At 45.0% G+C, this 15,113-nt stretch carries 15 protein-coding genes; 10 read left to right on the top strand and 5 right to left on the bottom strand.

Annotation, left to right across the window (positions count from 1 at the left end; all coding sequences use genetic code 11):
- Positions 1-58: 58 nt before the first annotated feature.
- The 6 genes from R7P80_RS21275 (at position 59) to R7P80_RS21250 (ending at position 6,074) form a co-directional block, all read left to right on the top strand.
- Positions 59-343 carry an LcrG family type III secretion system chaperone gene (locus R7P80_RS21275; RefSeq protein WP_005377254.1) on the top strand — a complete coding sequence of 95 codons (285 nt, stop codon included), beginning with the start codon at positions 59-61 and terminating at the stop codon, positions 341-343.
- A gap of 10 nt (positions 344-353) precedes the next feature.
- Positions 354-2,177: a virulence-associated V antigen gene (locus R7P80_RS21270; RefSeq protein WP_064368454.1), complete on the top strand. Its 1,824-nt coding sequence runs from the start codon at positions 354-356 to the stop codon at positions 2,175-2,177.
- A 12-nt stretch (positions 2,178-2,189) separates the two neighbouring features.
- The gene (gene vcrH, locus R7P80_RS21265; RefSeq protein WP_005377258.1) at positions 2,190-2,675 is read left to right on the top strand and encodes a SycD/LcrH family type III secretion system chaperone VcrH; all 486 of its coding nucleotides are present in this window, start codon (positions 2,190-2,192) and stop codon (positions 2,673-2,675) included.
- Positions 2,676-2,682: 7 nt separating this feature from the next.
- The gene (gene vopB / locus R7P80_RS21260) at positions 2,683-3,882 is read left to right on the top strand and encodes a type III secretion system translocon subunit VopB (RefSeq protein ID WP_005377260.1); all 1,200 of its coding nucleotides are present in this window, start codon (positions 2,683-2,685) and stop codon (positions 3,880-3,882) included.
- 10 nt (positions 3,883-3,892) lie between these two features.
- Positions 3,893-4,897 (top strand): type III secretion system translocon subunit VopD, encoded by a 1,005-nt coding sequence (gene vopD, locus R7P80_RS21255; RefSeq protein WP_005377262.1) that lies wholly within the window; start codon positions 3,893-3,895, stop codon positions 4,895-4,897.
- A gap of 205 nt (positions 4,898-5,102) precedes the next feature.
- On the top strand, positions 5,103-6,074 hold the full coding sequence (locus R7P80_RS21250; protein ID WP_005377264.1) for a TAXI family TRAP transporter solute-binding subunit: 972 nt from the start codon (positions 5,103-5,105) through the stop codon (positions 6,072-6,074).
- Positions 6,075-6,367: 293 nt separating this feature from the next.
- On the opposite strand, the gene R7P80_RS21245 is transcribed toward R7P80_RS21250, so the two are convergent.
- From R7P80_RS21245 to R7P80_RS21225, 5 genes are all read right to left on the bottom strand, one after another.
- Positions 6,368-7,138, bottom strand: a complete 771-nt coding sequence (locus tag R7P80_RS21245; RefSeq protein WP_005388172.1) for a sulfite exporter TauE/SafE family protein — start codon at positions 7,136-7,138, stop codon at positions 6,368-6,370.
- A gap of 81 nt (positions 7,139-7,219) precedes the next feature.
- Positions 7,220-7,735, bottom strand: coding sequence for an adenylate kinase (locus tag R7P80_RS21240; protein WP_149192504.1), 516 nt, complete (start codon positions 7,733-7,735; stop codon positions 7,220-7,222).
- A gap of 279 nt (positions 7,736-8,014) precedes the next feature.
- A complete protein-coding gene (locus R7P80_RS21235) occupies positions 8,015-9,541 on the bottom strand; it encodes a tripartite tricarboxylate transporter permease (protein WP_005388177.1) in 1,527 nt (508 codons plus the stop codon).
- Positions 9,542-9,560: 19 nt separating this feature from the next.
- Positions 9,561-10,055: a tripartite tricarboxylate transporter TctB family protein gene (locus R7P80_RS21230; RefSeq protein ID WP_005377273.1), complete on the bottom strand. Its 495-nt coding sequence runs from the start codon at positions 10,053-10,055 to the stop codon at positions 9,561-9,563.
- A 238-nt stretch (positions 10,056-10,293) separates the two neighbouring features.
- Positions 10,294-11,265: a tripartite tricarboxylate transporter substrate binding protein gene (locus tag R7P80_RS21225; protein ID WP_005388181.1), complete on the bottom strand. Its 972-nt coding sequence runs from the start codon at positions 11,263-11,265 to the stop codon at positions 10,294-10,296.
- 266 nt (positions 11,266-11,531) lie between these two features.
- Between R7P80_RS21225 and R7P80_RS21220 the strand changes: the two genes are divergently transcribed.
- The 4 genes from R7P80_RS21220 to prpC all read left to right on the top strand — a co-directional run bounded on the left by R7P80_RS21220 (position 11,532) and on the right by prpC (position 15,092).
- A complete protein-coding gene (locus tag R7P80_RS21220; RefSeq protein WP_213969897.1) occupies positions 11,532-11,930 on the top strand; it encodes a GFA family protein in 399 nt (132 codons plus the stop codon).
- A gap of 264 nt (positions 11,931-12,194) precedes the next feature.
- Complete coding sequence (locus R7P80_RS21215; RefSeq protein WP_005377279.1) at positions 12,195-12,908, top strand: GntR family transcriptional regulator; 714 nt, start codon at positions 12,195-12,197, stop codon at positions 12,906-12,908.
- A gap of 12 nt (positions 12,909-12,920) precedes the next feature.
- Positions 12,921-13,817 carry a methylisocitrate lyase gene (gene prpB, locus R7P80_RS21210; protein ID WP_005388185.1) on the top strand — a complete coding sequence of 299 codons (897 nt, stop codon included), beginning with the start codon at positions 12,921-12,923 and terminating at the stop codon, positions 13,815-13,817.
- Positions 13,818-13,949: 132 nt separating this feature from the next.
- Positions 13,950-15,092: a 2-methylcitrate synthase gene (gene prpC / locus R7P80_RS21205; RefSeq protein WP_005377283.1), complete on the top strand. Its 1,143-nt coding sequence runs from the start codon at positions 13,950-13,952 to the stop codon at positions 15,090-15,092.
- The last annotated feature ends 21 nt before the right edge of the window (positions 15,093-15,113 follow it).

Here is a 15,113-nt window from a genome sequence, read left to right as displayed (position 1 = left end):
ACTCACGACTGTTACTGACAGCACCGATGAGATGACCCGCTTTAAGATAGGAATCAAGATGAAGCAACCGTTTACCGATGCGATTGAGAACGCTGAGCTTGCCATTAGAAAAGCTGAAGACAGAACCGATATTTTTAACGAGCTATTGGAAGGCTTAGGTGTTGGTCCTGTTGCGGGGGATGTATTACTTGGCGGCATAAAAGCGCCAGTAGATACCATGAAACGTGCAGAGCAAGAGCTAATAGACGAAGTCCAGCGCCGCCGGCAACAACAAACTCAGCTACAAGGTACGTCAGGTAAACGCAGAAAGCGTCCCACAGTGATGCGCGGCATGATGATTTAGAGGTTTGGAAATGACGAATATGAAAACGACTGGCTCTACGACAGGAGCAACAGACACAGCTGCGAGTAGTGCACCATTACCCACTTTCCAACAAAACTTGATAGAGGTATTTACCCCTGTACTGGGTGAAGCAGAGACTCAGCAACTTGCCTCGATAATCTCTTCATTGCCAACTATCTCGGGACAAACGGAATCACAGAGCATCGCGCTTTATGTTGATACGCTTGAAAACCTAAAAGCGAAAAATAACGCGTTTGCTGGTATATCATTGACCGACACCGCATCTGTTTGGCTAAAGTCGCTACAAAGTGCTAACTCAGATGGCGAATTAACCGCAGCCGAGTTTAATGCTCAAACAAACCAAACGCTATCAAATCAGTTTCATGCTTGGTTTAGTCAGTTACTGACGGACAATGTAGATAGCTCGTTATCTACTGAGTTTGTTAGTCAATTCAATTTGGGGACTCAGAGTAACCAAGCGGAGCAGATCGCCAACTTCTCCGAGACAGGTCTGGCTAATGCCACCAAAGAAATTTCTCTTTTTGTTGCAGAGCTTGCTAATCAAATGAGCTCCCGTGAAGTGAGAGATGCTTCTATTTCTTTTCTTCGCAATGCCTTTAGTAGCTTAGGTTCCGTTAATCTCGCGCAACTGAAGAGCTCGGATTTCCTGTTGACTAAAGAGAGTTTCGCTCTTCAAGTCTCAGCTCAATTAAAAAGTAGTTTTCAAGGCATCGGTATTACTTTAAGCACCGATGACGCAAGTGCGCTAGCTAGCAGAATTACCTGGACTCCTGGTATTTCTAAACAGCAGCTTAAAGAAGCGTTAGATGAAATGGCCGCTCAAGTGAAAGGCCAATATAGCGCAGCTTATGGTGAGGCGAGTGGAACGAACAATCTAAAAGCAGCACTTAACACTGTCATTGGTGGAACTGAGCCTTTGACCCTTTCTAGTCTGTTCGCCAACTTCGCGGTGAGTTTAACAAATATAGAAATCGACGACTTTTACCAGGACAGCGCGATAGCCGATGTCCAAAAAACACAAATAACGGCAGCTCAAGTTAATTTGATCAAAGAAAACACCGAACGAGATATCCGATTACAGTTTGAAAAAATAGTAAAAGGTGAATCTACCGGGGCTTCATTTACTGAGCGATACGAGGCATTGCGCAAGAACTTAGGAGCATTGAAAGAGCGTCTACTCAATATCACCGATAAAGAGAAAGCGGATCGCGAGGTGAGAGCAGAGCACTCTCTAACGGCTCGTGATTTGTTGGCCGTTGTTGAGTCCAGCATTGGAGACCGTTTTGATGAGCAAGTGCTGCTTGCACTAAATGAGCGTCGTGTTAACCGTTTAGAGAAACGTAATGACCAGAAAGAGGCATTAGAGGATCTCACAATACAGCTTAAAGTTTTTGGTGTTGTGCAATCAAAAATTCACTCTACGCAAAGTGTTGATGGGGTTTATAAGCCGGGATATCCAGAAAGTAACTTCAAAGCGAGTGACTTTAACTACAGTAATCAAACGGATTTTGAAGCTTCACCTGAGTACAAGTATTTGACGGATAATAAGATAACAAACCATCGAGACTTCCTTCAAACACAAGGTATTACTATCGGTGATGGTGCGTCGTACCAAGACGAAGAGAAGTCGAAAAAACTGTCTAATTTTTCTAGTTCTGTCAGTGCTAAATCCAAGTTGCTTAACGATGAAGTGCAAATCAAAACCACTGAGCTGAACGACACCAGTTCTCAATACAACTCGACCGTTGAAGCGATGAACAAGTTTGTTCAGAAGTACCACAGTATTTTACAAGAAATCCTACGAGCCATTTAAGGATAACCAACCATGACTAAAACAAACGCGACCGATCCATCCCAAATGCAAGCAGAAGAGCTGCTGTCTTTTCTGGAAGAGGGAGGCACGCTAAAAATGTTGCACGATGTGTCTCAGGACACCATCGAACACATTTATGCCGTAGGTTACAACTTTTTCCAATCGGGAAAGATTGAGCAAGCAGCGAAAGTATTTCAATTACTCAGCATGCTTGATCATTATCAGGCGCGATTTTTCATTGGCCTTGGCGCGGCTCGTCAGGAGTTGGGTGAGTATCTGCAGGCAATAGACGCCTACAGCTACGCAGCGCTAGTGGACGTAAATGATCCACGCCCACCTTTTCACTCTGCTGAATGTCACCTGAAACTGGAACAACTGACAGAAGCAGAGAGTGGGTTTTACAGCGCGAAGGAGATGTCTGCCGGAAAATCACAATATGCAGATTTGCATGAGCGTGCAGGCATCATGTTAGAAGCGGTGAGAAATAAAAAGGAGTAATTAGACTATGAGTTCTATTGCACTTGACCGCATCCAGACACAGGTTTATAGCCCTGAATCTGGCCAAGCCACGTTAGATAACGTGCAGAAAACGGCGTCTACAGCGACGCCTTCTGTGACGGTAGAAAACGTGAAGAGTAAAGATGCAGATGTACTGAACACCGGAAAAGTAAAAGTTCAGTTAGATGCACCTAACGCAGCTGTTAGTGACAAAGTGAATGATTTGACGCTAAAAGCCATGGCACAGCTGCAAAAGATCGTCGATACCATTGCAAAATCTCTCCATGCAGTTGCAGACCAAACAGGTTCGATTGCCGTCAAAATCATCGCAGGATCTGCTGATGATTTTGAAGTAGAGCTTGCTGCTATCACGGATAAACTGAAAAGTGCTCAAAACGAGCTGAAAATTCAGGAAGTGAAGGTCGCAAAAGCTAAGCACGAAAAAGAGATGGTGGAAAACCAAGACAAAATCAAAGAATCGGAAGCCGCTGCAAAAGAAGCCCAAAAATCAGGCTTAGCAGCGAAGATCTTTGGTTGGATCAGTGCGGTGGTTTCTATTGTTGTTGGTGCCGTAATGGTGGCAACGGGTGTTGGTGCAGCAGCCGGTGCACTTATGATCGCTGGTGGCGTTATGGGAGCAGTGAGCATGGCGCTGCAAGAGCCAGCCGTTCAAGATGCGCTAAAAGAAGCGGGCGTAAATGTCGATGTGTTAAACAAAGTCGTAATGGCATTAGAAATCGCCGTCGCGGTTATCGGAGCTGTTGTGACGTTTGGTGGTGCAGCAGCTGGCGGTATCGCGAAACTTGCAGCGAAAGGTGCTGGTAAGGTAGCTCAAAAGGTCACGGAAATCGCTACGAAAGCCGCTGCAAACATGGCGAAAGTGGCAGATATGGGCACAAAAGCTGCGACAACAACAGCGAAAGCGATTCGTTATGGCGCAGAAACCGTTGATCTCGCCGTCAACGTGGGTAAAGGCGCAACGGACAGTGTCCACGCTGCTAACAATGCTCACGTGACAGAGATTCAGGCTGATATCACAGACCTTCGAGCCAAAATGACGTTAAGCCAGGCTGTCATTGATAAGCTCAAAGAAGAGATTGGTAAGTTGATGGAAGACTTCCAAGAGCTGATGAGCCTCATCATGCAAATGATTCAAGCGAAAAGTGAAACTATGCAAACGGTGTTAAGCCGTCCTGCAACGGTATAAGGAGTTTATTATGCTAGATAAAGTAGGCGGAACGGGTCGTGGTGAACTATACGGTTTAGGCGATACCATTAAAACCAACAAAGCAGAAAAAGCACCGGAAACAAAGCTTGAAGCGGGCGCCGTTAAAAGCCAAAGTGAGTCAGGTGTTTCTGGTGCAGCACGCTACCAGTTAGAGACACCTAAAGCTCCTACAGTGAGTAACCAAGCTCAAGTTGTTGCAAACCTAATGAGCGCTCTTGCACCGACGGTGAGCTCATTAATGAGCACAACGATGAAAGCGCTTAACGGTGAGGAGGTGATCAAGTCACCATCAGATGCGGTATCACAATCGTTGACGCTATTAACATTGTTGTATCAAGTATCAAAGCTGAGCCGTGAGCAACAAGTGCTACAACGTGAAATTGCTGTTGAAGCAAACGTCGCGAGTTTAGAAAGCCAAGCGGCAGAACTAAACAACTCGGCAAGCGCGATGATCGCGATGGCAGTCGTTTCGGGTGTACTAGCGGGTGCTACCGCAATTATTGGTGCCCTTGGTTCTTTCAAAGCAGGGAAAGAAATCAAGAATGAAATGGCGAGCAATAATGTACTTAAAACGCAAAAAGCTGGCTTCGATCAAGCAGAAGAGTTATTAAATAACAATAGCTTGTCTAAAACGCAGCAAGATCAGGTTAAGCGTGCGCACTCACTAGCGAAAGACAATATCGCAGACACGACAGCGCAGCTGACAAGTGGTGGCCGTAAGTTCGATAAGTTGATGAGCTCAAACCAAGCGAAGAACGCGATTCTTCAAGCTTTGGGCCAGATGGCAAACTCAGCATCGAATGTAGAGCAAACCAAAGCGCAAGCGCGCAGCAAAGATGATGAAGTACAAGCGACTCGCGCACAAGCAGCCAAACAGAAAGCCGATGAAAACATTGGTTTCCAAGAAGGCTTATTGAAAGAACTACGTGACTTGTTCCGATCTATCTCAGATAGCCAGAACCAAGCGTGGCGAGCATCAGTCCCAACGGTGTAACCATCCGTTTCACTAACTACAAAGCGTTGTTTATACAACGCTTTTTTTATGGGATAAAAGTATAAACGCTATTTATCAGCAGGTTAAGTTGATAAAAAAGTATATATCTATAAATCAACCTCCAAGGATGAGAACTCAAACGTTATCAAATTGTTAACGGTTGCTATACTTAAACGGTCATCAACACAGGTAAAAGGGATGTTCAATGTTTAAGTTTAAGCAAATCGCACTTGCGGCTTCTTTGGCTGCTCTCACAACAGGCTTTTCTGCGTCTGCGGAGGAAACGTTTGTCACGATTGGTACCGGTGGCGTAACAGGGGTTTATTATCCGACTGGTGGCGCTATTTGTCGCTTGGTTAACAAATCGCGAGAAGAGCACGGTATCCGTTGTTCGGTAGAAAGTACTGGGGGGTCGATTTATAACATCAACACTATTCGTGCTGGTGAATTGGACCTTGGTATCGCACAATCAGACTGGCAGTATCATGCTTACAAAGGAACCAGTAAGTTTGAAGAAAGCGGGCCTTTTAAAGAGCTACGCGCCGTATTCTCCGTTCATCCAGAACCGTTTACTGTCGTTGCACGTAAAGACGCGAACATCAAAACTTTTGATGACTTGAAAGGTAAGCGCGTCAACATTGGTAATCCTGGTTCTGGTCAGCGAGGTACTATGGAAGTGCTAATGAACCAGTATGGTTGGAGTAACGACGACTTTAAGCTTGTCTCTGAGTTAAAAGCAGCAGAGCAATCAAAAGCACTTTGTGATAACAAAATTGATGCGATGATTTATACCGTTGGCCACCCAAGTGGAGCGATTAAAGAAGCCACTACGTCGTGTGATAGTAATATCGTAACGGTAGCTGGACCTAATGTAGAAAAACTGGTTGCAGACAACAGCTTCTATCGTGTCGCAAATGTCCCGGGTGGTATGTATCGTGGCACAGATAGTGATGTTCAAACCTTTGGTGTGGGCGCGACGTTTGTTTCTTCTACTGCGGTACCAGAAGATGTGGTTTATAACGTGGTTAAAGCGGTATTTGAAAACTTCGATGATTTCCGCCGTCTCCACCCAGCGTTTGCAAACTTGAAGAAAGAGGAAATGGTAAAAGACGGTTTATCTGCGCCTCTTCACCCAGGTGCGCTCAAATACTACAAAGAAGTAGGGCTGATTAAGTAAGCGTTGCTTTCGCTTATTATTGATGTAAAACGCCATCTTTCTCGATCAATGCCACTCGTTTAACTGCGAGTGGCATATTTCTATCTCTCGTCATCCTGTACAGCGACGAAGGAGCGTGATACAGGATCTTCCATCCGAGCACTTTGTGATCAAAATGGTTTCATTAGCCGCTCAGTGTAGTGCTATTAGATTCCTAACCTCGCTGGAGTGACACAAAAAATCGTTAAGCTATCTGCATTAATCTTTCGCGCTGGTGTTTTTGTAGGATTGTTATCCACTTGTACAAGTTTTGCTTAAACATAAACATCAATGAAAAAGTAGATAGTGATGAGAATAGAAGAAAGAGCAACAAACCCTTTAACATGATTGGGATTCAGTTGACGAGAGACACGAGCTGCAAGATACCCACCTACCAACGTACCGACCAAAACAACACTACCTGTGTGCCAGTCAATGGAGCCATTGGCAACAAAAATCACGATAGCAATGAGTGAAACACACGTAGATACGAGCAATTTCAAACCGTTCATTAAATTAATGTCTTGGTGGCCCGCTACTACCAGATAGCTCAGAACAATAACCCCTAAACCTGCGTTGAAAAAACCACCGTAAGCAGAGACACCAACAAGTAATAAACCCAACGCGATTGCTCCGAGTATGCCAGCATGTTTGTGCTCTTTCGCGACAGTTTTGATTAGCATTGTTAAACGAGAACCGGTGAGAAAAAGCACGGTGGCAAATAAGAGTAACCAAGGGATAGCTTCCATAAATAGCGATTCTGGCGTGTTGAGCAACAGATATGCTCCGACAGCGCCGCCGACTAAACTGAATGAGACTGTGAACAGCAGTTCATGCTTGTTCTTCATGATCTCTTCTCTGAACCCGACGGCTCCGCTAATGTAACCCGCACATGAAGCATACGTGTTTGTTGCGTTAGCCATAATAGGAGGAACACCTACTGCCAATAGAGCCGGAAAAGTAATAAAGCTTCCGCCTCCCGCTATGGAGTTAATGATCCCACCAATTACGCCAGCAACGAATAAAAGTGCTAGTTCTAAAAGCATAAGCAATCCTTGTTATGTTCTTTTTCATTGTTAGAGCTTCAGATGATCTAACCCACATGCTCTAACGTTCTGATATGAGGTTTACTTTACCCGCTCTAAAACAAAATTGTTCAGTTCTGTAACGTTTTTGATGACATGAACGGCTTTAGTTTGAGAGTACCCCTCGAGGCGAGACATAAAGTCATCATTCCAGAATGCAGGGCATTGCTGAAGAACTTTGTAGCTTTGTAACGTTCCTTTCAGTACCGAACTACCATCAGGCCATCCTTCAGGTTTAATGAATAGTCCTTTAAGGAGACGTTTCGTCACAAACCAATAGCTTACTGAGTATGGTAGATCAATATAAATGAGAGTATCGGCTGCATCTAAACGAGCGTTGAAAGAGCTGATCGGTCCAAGGCCATCTATAATCCAACGATCTGAGCTTAGTATATTGCTATGAGCTTCATCAAAAACGCTACGCTCAACGGGATCACCGTTTGGTTTATAGACTATTGAATCTAATTGATGAAGAGGAAGACCGGTAGCAGACGCGATTGCTTTACTTACCGTCGATTTTCCACTGCCGGGTTTACCAAAAACTGCTATTTTTTGCATTGTGACCGCCTCCAAGAGAGCTTTTCCCATACGGTAGAGACAGAAAACCCACCGCTATGGGTGGGTTCGATAAATACTGAGCGCATCAAAAAATCCCACCATTCCTATGGAATGATGATAATTCGTTGGTTAAGTTGCGCTAAGTGTGTGTTCATACAATCACCTTCATATAACGACAGTGATTTGTCAATACCATCTGCACAATAAGCGAACGATTTGGAGGGCGGAAGATAAAGCCATCACGATGGATGGCTTTATCTAGGTTGAAAGAGACAGCGATTACTGCTCAACGCTGACTGGCTGTGCTTTAAACTTTTGAATCAGCTTTACGATTAGTGGACTTGCCAATACCAATACAGCTAAAACAGTAAAGGTAAGGGTAATAGGACGCTCCCATAGGAAACTCAGTTCTCCATCTGAAATCATTAATGCGCGGCGTAAGTTCTCTTCCATTAATCCTCCAAGGATGAAGCCCAGCAATAAAGGTGCGAGCGGGAAGTTAGCGAGCCGAAGTGCAATGGCAGCCATAGCCACAATCAGCATCACGAACACATCCATAGTGTTAAAAGAGACCAAATAAACCCCGGTGATTGAGAAGAATAAAATCATCGGTAGAAGCACCGTTCTTGGAACCGCCAAAAGCTTTGAAATGTACGGAATCAATGGTAAGTTCAGGATCACAAGTACGATGTTGCCGAAGTACATGGAAATGATCACTGACCAGAACACATCTGGGTGTTCAACAAATAGGCGAGGGCCAGGTTGAATACCATAAGCGATCAGCGCACCGAGCATTATTGCTGTTGTACCAGAGCCCGGAATACCAAGCGTTAATAGCGGTACAAATGAACCACTAGATGCTGCATTGTTCGCAGACTCTGGCGCAACCAAACCACGGATACTGCCTTTACCGAACTCATCCTTTTTCTCTTTAGGTGCGAGGTTGCGCTCCATACCGTAGCTTAAAAAAGCAGCAATGGTTGCCCCTGCGCCAGGAAGAACGCCAGTGAAGAAACCTAATATTGAAGAGCGAATTGAAACAGGCGCAACATCTTTGATTTCTTCCTTGGTCACTTTCATTGAGCCAATGTTGCTCAGCTTTTCTTGTTCTTCATCGCTGGTGTCTTTTGATGGTTTAAGGATGCCCATCAGTGTCTCACCCAGTGCGAATGTCGCCATTGCAAGCAACAAGAAGCTAAAGCCATCCATTAAATCCGTTAAACCGAAGGTAAAGCGTTCAACGCCTACGCCTTTATCGATTCCAACTGTAGATAGCATCAAACCAAGAATGGTCATCATCCACGCTTTGATTACCTGACCTTTCCCCGCAAAAGCCGCGACTGCTGATAACCCAAGTAGCATCAACGCAAAATAGTCCGACGATTGGAAGCTAAGAGAGACGCTAGCCAATGCTGGTGCGGCAACAAGCAACATAATGGCAGATAGCGTACCGCCAGTGAAAGACGAATAAGCTGCCAAAGCTAATGCTTTACCTGCCTGGCCTTTTTGAGCCATTGGGTAGCCGTCGAATGCTGTGACCACGGTTGAAGAACAACCCGGCGCGTTAATTAAAATCGACGATGTAGAGCCACCAAATACCGCACCGTAATAAACACCCGCCATTAAAATAAGGCCAGAGGAGGGCTCTAGGCCATAAGTAATTGGGATCATCAAAGCAATGGCTGAGATCGGCCCAAGTCCAGGTAACATGCCGATAAATGTACCGACGAAGCAACCAACGATCACCATCATAATGTTCATTGGCATTACTGCGGTGGATAAACCTTGTAGAATTCCATCTAACATAATTCAGTCCTTTCTTTGACTACCAGATGGTGAAAATCAAACCCGGTTCGAGATAGATGTCCAAACCTTGAGTGAGTAATAAGTAGAACGCGATCACGAATGGAAACGACGCGCCAAACAGAACGGGTTTACGTCTTTCCCCGAGCAGATAAAAGCCAGCCAATAAAAACAAGCCAGTAGCTATCACAAAACCTAGATAAGTCAGGCCCACGCCGTAGAGCGCCATTAAAATTAAAAAGGCAATCAGTAACTTCCAATTGAAGGTCAGCACTGCGCCACTTTGTTTATCTGGTTGTCCTGTCACCAGCAATAGCAAAGAAAGGCCGACACCAACGTAAGTCAGGATGGTTGGCAGAGTGCGTGCGGTGAATGGTTCATACTCATCACCTGGAAACAATGGAATCTGCGAGGTTTGATAACCGTAGCAAAGACAGAAGAGTAGAAAGATCATTGCGCCGACGCGGTCACGACAGAGCAAGTACTCTTTGGTGAAAAAGTTGGTTGAACGAGGCATATTCAACTCCTAACAAAAGTAAAAAAGACCGCATATGGACGTCAATGAATAAACTAAACCATTAACAATTAAGCATTTCGCTGCTAGTCGAGCCGCTTTGGGTATATAAACAAAGGAGTGTGCATGCCGATTGTCGACAATGTCCATATGCGGTGAAACTTAGAGTGCAAATACAATGGGGAAATACCAACCTACGTTATTCATTGAGGTTGGTATCTGAGGGACCCCAATTCGACTGTTACTTCAGGAAGCCTAACTCGCGCATTAAGTCACCCATCTGTTGCTCTTGATCTTCAAGAAACGCGAAGAATGCTTTATCCGCTTTATAGTTGTCGATCCAACCATTGCGGTCTCGAACGACTTGCCATTCGTCGGTGTTATACATTTTAGTAAATGCGGCATTCCATTCATCTAGCTTTTCTTGGCTTGTGCCTGGTGCTGCAAAGAATCCACGCCAGTTAGCAAAGACAGTTTCATTACCATATTCGGTGAGAGTTGGAATGTTAGGCGCAGCTTCTAAACGTTTTGGTGCTGTAATCGCTAACACTTTCACTTGCCCAGACTTAGACATTTCGAGTACTTCACCTAGCCCTGTAGAGAGCAGTTGTGTTTCGCCTGAAAGTAGGGCAGCCATGGCTTTTCCACCTGCATCATAGGCAATGTAACGAACTTTGCGCGCATCAAAACCTTCACCTTTGAAAGCTGCTGCTATAACCAAATGATCCATAGAACCACGAGCAGAGCCACCAGCAACCTTCACCTTACGTGGGTTTTCTTTAAAAGCTTTAACGACATCTTCCCAAGAGCTGTAAGGAGAATCGGCTGATGTAACAATGGCGCCATAATCGGCAACCGTTGCGGCAACAGGAGTCAAGTCGCGGAAAGATTGTGGGAAGATCCCACTGAGCGAACGAACGACGATCGGTGTTGAGTTCACCATGAGTGTATCTTCTTGACGATCAGCCGTTTCAATCAAATGTGCGATTGCCTTGCCACCGCCGCCACCAGATAGGTTTTGAAATGATACGGTTTCGACGATGTCTGACTTTATTAATACATCACCAGTACCTCGGGCGGTCATGTCCCAACCGCCACCGGCACCTCCAGGGATAAGAAAGTGCATTTTTTCAATATCTGCAGCAAGAGCGTTGAATGAAAATGAAGCTGCGATGATTGAAGCGGCGAGCGTTGGTTTGAGTACCTTTAACATGTTCACGTTCCTTATGTTAGCGACTCTATTTAGTTGAGCCTTATTGTTTTTGCTCAGTTGTTATGCCTTGTAAGCGTTAAAGCTGAACTTGGTGTAAAGGTTAATTAAGTGTTAAATATCTGTCTGTAAAAGAGATATAAAGAGAATATTGAGCATTTCGGTTATTTTGTTCATAAAGTTCACGGCGAGAAGTTGGTGTTAGGTCACGCGGCTTTACGCTTTGGTAGGCCATAATAAAATGACGGAAAATGAACGAGGAAAAGAGAATGAAAGGGACGTGTTTGTGCGGCGCAATTGAAGTCATCGCTGAGGTTAAAAATGAGGTTAGCCTGTGCCATTGCTCTATGTGTCGAAAATGGTCGAGTGGCGCACTTCATGCGGTGCATTGTGGGCCTAACGTGACGTTTAAAGGTGGCGAACCTAAACGTTATCAGTCGTCAGACTGGGGAGTGAGGGGGTTTTGCGGTGAGTGTGGCACAAACCTTTTCTACCATTTGTTGCCGACAGGTGAGTACATTCTTTCCGCTGGTTTGTTCGATAACCCAGATTTCAAACTCACTTTAGAGATTTTTACCGATGAAAAGCCAGCTTATTATGACCTCAATTCCGCTTCACAAAAGATGACTTCGCAACAAGTCTTTGATCAATTTGTACCTGAAGAATAGTTTTTTATCCGATTATTGTTCGACAGCTGAGCTTTTAGTTTTTAGATCATAAGCTTAAAGGTTTATAAGTTGTCGACAATATGAACTCACCATTCTTTATTTCTGCTAAAAAAGGCACTTAATGGGCATTTTAGGCCCGTTTAAATTACGACCTTAGTCTAAATTGTCGACAATTTACTTGATTGTCGACACTTTGATCGACTACTTTATATTCAGGTTAAGAAATTGTAGACATTTCGATGTCGGTAACAAGAGTATCTGAATATGAACTCTGAGTTGAAAGCTCGTTATAAAGTGCTGGGTTCTGAGAAAGAACACACCAAATCCGAAACGCTGACCGAAACACTGATTGAAGTCATTGTTAATGGCGATGTGAAGCCTGGCCATAAGATATCAGAGCCTGAGCTAGCAAAGAAATATCAAGTCAGTCGTGGGCCTTTGCGTGAAGCATTGATGCGCTTAGAGGGGCTAGGGCTCATCGAGCGAATTCCTCATGTTGGGGCTAGAGTGACCACTTTTTCTCCGGAAAAGCTGATAGAACTTTATGCCGTTCGAGAAGCATTGGAAGGCATGGCGGCAAGGTTAGCTGCGCGACACATTACGCAAGAAGAGCTCTTAAGCTTGGAAATGCTATTGTCGACACATTCCAAGCATATAGACCAAATGGAAGGCGCGTCTTACTTCCATCAACATGGTGACTTTGATTTTCACTATCGCATCATCCAAGCGAGCAGAAACAGTAAGTTAATATCTCTGCTGTGTGATGAACTCTATCACTTATTACGGATGTATCGTTACCAGTCGCCACGTGCGCAATCTCGCCCGAATGAGGCGCTCACCGAACACAAATTCATTTTGGAAGCCATTCGCAATCGCGATGAAGAGCTTGCAGAAATGTTGATGAGAAGACACATATCAGGAAGTCGAAAGCTCATCCAATCTCAAATTATACATACAGAAAGTTTAGACAAAGACTAGAAGGAATTCGTCATGAGCTTAACACCGGGAGCGAAATTCAGACTCGCCATTGAACAAAATAATCCACTACAAATTGTCGGCACTATAAACCCGTATTGCGCCATGATGGCAAAAAACTTGGGTCACCAAGCGATTTACTTGTCTGGTGGCGGTATCGCAAATGCGTCATACGGATTGCCGGATCTCGGTATCACAACATTAAACGACGTTTTGGTTGACGTTGACCGCATCACTAACGCATGTGATTTGCCTCTTTTGGTTGATATCGACACGGGTTTTGGCGGTGCATTTAACATTGCTCGCACGATCAAAGCGATGGAAAAAGCGGGCGCGGCAGCGGTGCACATGGAAGACCAAGTCGCACAGAAACGTTGTGGTCATCGTCCGAACAAAGCAATAGTCAGCCAGCAAGAGATGGTTGATCGTGTAAAAGCCGCGGTTGATGCACGCAATGATGAAAGTTTCGTGATTATGGCTCGTACTGACGCGTTAGCTGTTGAAGGCATGGACAGCGCAATCGAGCGCGCGATTGCGTGTGTGGAAGCTGGCGCAGACATGATCTTCCCAGAAGCGATGAACAAGCTGGACCAGTACCTTCAGTTTTCAAATGCGCTTGAGCAAGCGACCGGAAAGCACGTTCCTATTCTGGCGAATATTACAGAATTTGGCGCGACACCGCTGTATGGCTGCGATGAGCTAGCGAAAGCAAAAGTGGACATGGTGCTTTATCCATTAAGTGCGTTCCGTGCCATGAACAAAGCTGCTGAAACGGTCTACAAACATTTGCTAGAAGTGGGTAATCAGGAAGCACTGGTTGATTCGATGCAAACACGTAAAGAGTTGTATCAGCACCTGAATTACCACGACTACGAAGACAAACTTGACCAGTTATTCTCTGAAGGGAAATAGCGGGGGAAAAGCAAAAATAAACGGAAGCCTAAGAAAAAGATAATCGGAATTTATCTCATCTAATAACGTGAAATTCGTTTGGCTAAAAACACCCCAGAGAGGGAAAAGTCAGACAGAAAAGGAGTTCAAACAATGTCTCAAACTGCAGAAAAGAAAGCAGAATTAGGTGGCGCAGGCCTTCGTGGTCAAAGCGCAGGAAGCACAGCTTTATGTACTGTCGGAAAAACGGGAACTGGTTTAACTTATCGTGGATACGATATTACTGATCTTGCGAACAACGCACAGTTTGAAGAAGTGGCTCACCTTCTGTTACGCGGTCACTTGCCAAATCAACAAGAACTTGATGCGTACAAGACACACCTACTCAGCCTTAGAGGTTTGCCAGCCGAGCTAAAACAAGCTTTAGAGTTAATTCCTGCAAGCGCACACCCAATGGACGTAATGCGCACGGGTTGTTCTGTATTGGGTAACCTAGAGCAGGAAATGAGCTTTGAGGAGCAACTGAAAGCAACCGAACGTATGCTAGCCTTGTTCCCTGCCATCATCTGTTACTGGTACCGCTTTAGTCATGATGGAGTGCGTATCAACACCGAGGATCAGACTGAAGATTGCATCGGTGGTTACTTCTTGCGATTACTTACAGACAAAGCGCCATCTGCGCTGCACAAACAAGTGATGCATTGCTCGCTCATTCTTTATGCTGAACATGAGTTTAATGCTTCTACATTCGCGGCACGCGTTTGTGCATCAACGTTGTCAGACATCCATTCTTGTATCACGGCTGCAATCGGTACGCTTCGTGGACCACTTCACGGCGGTGCGAACGAAGCGGCGATGGAAATGATTGAAGATTGGCAAACGCCCGATGAGGCGGAAGCGAACATCATGAAAATGCTAGCCAATAAAGACAAGATCATGGGATTTGGTCATGCGATTTATCGTGAAAGTGACCCTCGCAACGCCTTAATAAAACGCTGGTCCAAAGAGCTATCGAAACAAGTTGGTGATACTCATCTATATGCGGTTTCTGAGCGTGTTGAATCAGTGATGAAGCGAGAGAAAGGTCTGTTCTGTAATGCGGACTTCTTCCATGCATCGGCTTACCACTTCATGGACATTCCAACCAAACTATTTACCCCAATCTTTGTGATGAGTCGTTTAACGGGCTGGGCTGCACACGTTTATGAACAGCGTGCCAATAACCGTATTATTCGCCCAAGTGCCGATTATACGGGCCCAGATCATCAAGAATGGGTGCCTATCGAGAATCGCTAGCGCGAAGGTCAACGAGGGCAT

This window comes from Vibrio sp. 2092 (assembly GCF_033339635.1).
In the GTDB taxonomy this organism is placed as follows: Bacteria; Pseudomonadota; Gammaproteobacteria; order Enterobacterales; family Vibrionaceae; genus Vibrio; species Vibrio alginolyticus.
This window is presented reverse-complemented; position numbering and strand designations above follow the sequence as displayed.

Excerpts from the sequence above, each read along its gene's own strand:
- R7P80_RS21275 (WP_005377254.1), top strand. The coding sequence starts at position 59 with ATGAAGCAACCGTTTACCGATGCGATTGAGAACGCTGAGCTTGCCATT.
- R7P80_RS21270 (WP_064368454.1), top strand. The coding sequence starts at position 354 with ATGACGAATATGAAAACGACTGGCTCTACGACAGGAGCAACAGACACA.
- vcrH (WP_005377258.1), top strand. The coding sequence starts at position 2,190 with ATGACTAAAACAAACGCGACCGATCCATCCCAAATGCAAGCAGAAGAG.
- vopB (WP_005377260.1), top strand. The coding sequence starts at position 2,683 with ATGAGTTCTATTGCACTTGACCGCATCCAGACACAGGTTTATAGCCCT.
- vopD (WP_005377262.1), top strand. The coding sequence starts at position 3,893 with ATGCTAGATAAAGTAGGCGGAACGGGTCGTGGTGAACTATACGGTTTA.
- R7P80_RS21250 (WP_005377264.1), top strand. The coding sequence starts at position 5,103 with ATGTTTAAGTTTAAGCAAATCGCACTTGCGGCTTCTTTGGCTGCTCTC.
- R7P80_RS21245 (WP_005388172.1), bottom strand. The coding sequence starts at position 7,138 with ATGCTTTTAGAACTAGCACTTTTATTCGTTGCTGGCGTAATTGGTGGG.
- R7P80_RS21240 (WP_149192504.1), bottom strand. The coding sequence starts at position 7,735 with ATGCAAAAAATAGCAGTTTTTGGTAAACCCGGCAGTGGAAAATCGACG.
- R7P80_RS21235 (WP_005388177.1), bottom strand. The coding sequence starts at position 9,541 with ATGTTAGATGGAATTCTACAAGGTTTATCCACCGCAGTAATGCCAATG.
- R7P80_RS21230 (WP_005377273.1), bottom strand. The coding sequence starts at position 10,055 with ATGCCTCGTTCAACCAACTTTTTCACCAAAGAGTACTTGCTCTGTCGT.
- R7P80_RS21225 (WP_005388181.1), bottom strand. The coding sequence starts at position 11,265 with ATGTTAAAGGTACTCAAACCAACGCTCGCCGCTTCAATCATCGCAGCT.
- R7P80_RS21220 (WP_213969897.1), top strand. The coding sequence starts at position 11,532 with ATGAAAGGGACGTGTTTGTGCGGCGCAATTGAAGTCATCGCTGAGGTT.
- R7P80_RS21215 (WP_005377279.1), top strand. The coding sequence starts at position 12,195 with ATGAACTCTGAGTTGAAAGCTCGTTATAAAGTGCTGGGTTCTGAGAAA.
- prpB (WP_005388185.1), top strand. The coding sequence starts at position 12,921 with ATGAGCTTAACACCGGGAGCGAAATTCAGACTCGCCATTGAACAAAAT.
- prpC (WP_005377283.1), top strand. The coding sequence starts at position 13,950 with ATGTCTCAAACTGCAGAAAAGAAAGCAGAATTAGGTGGCGCAGGCCTT.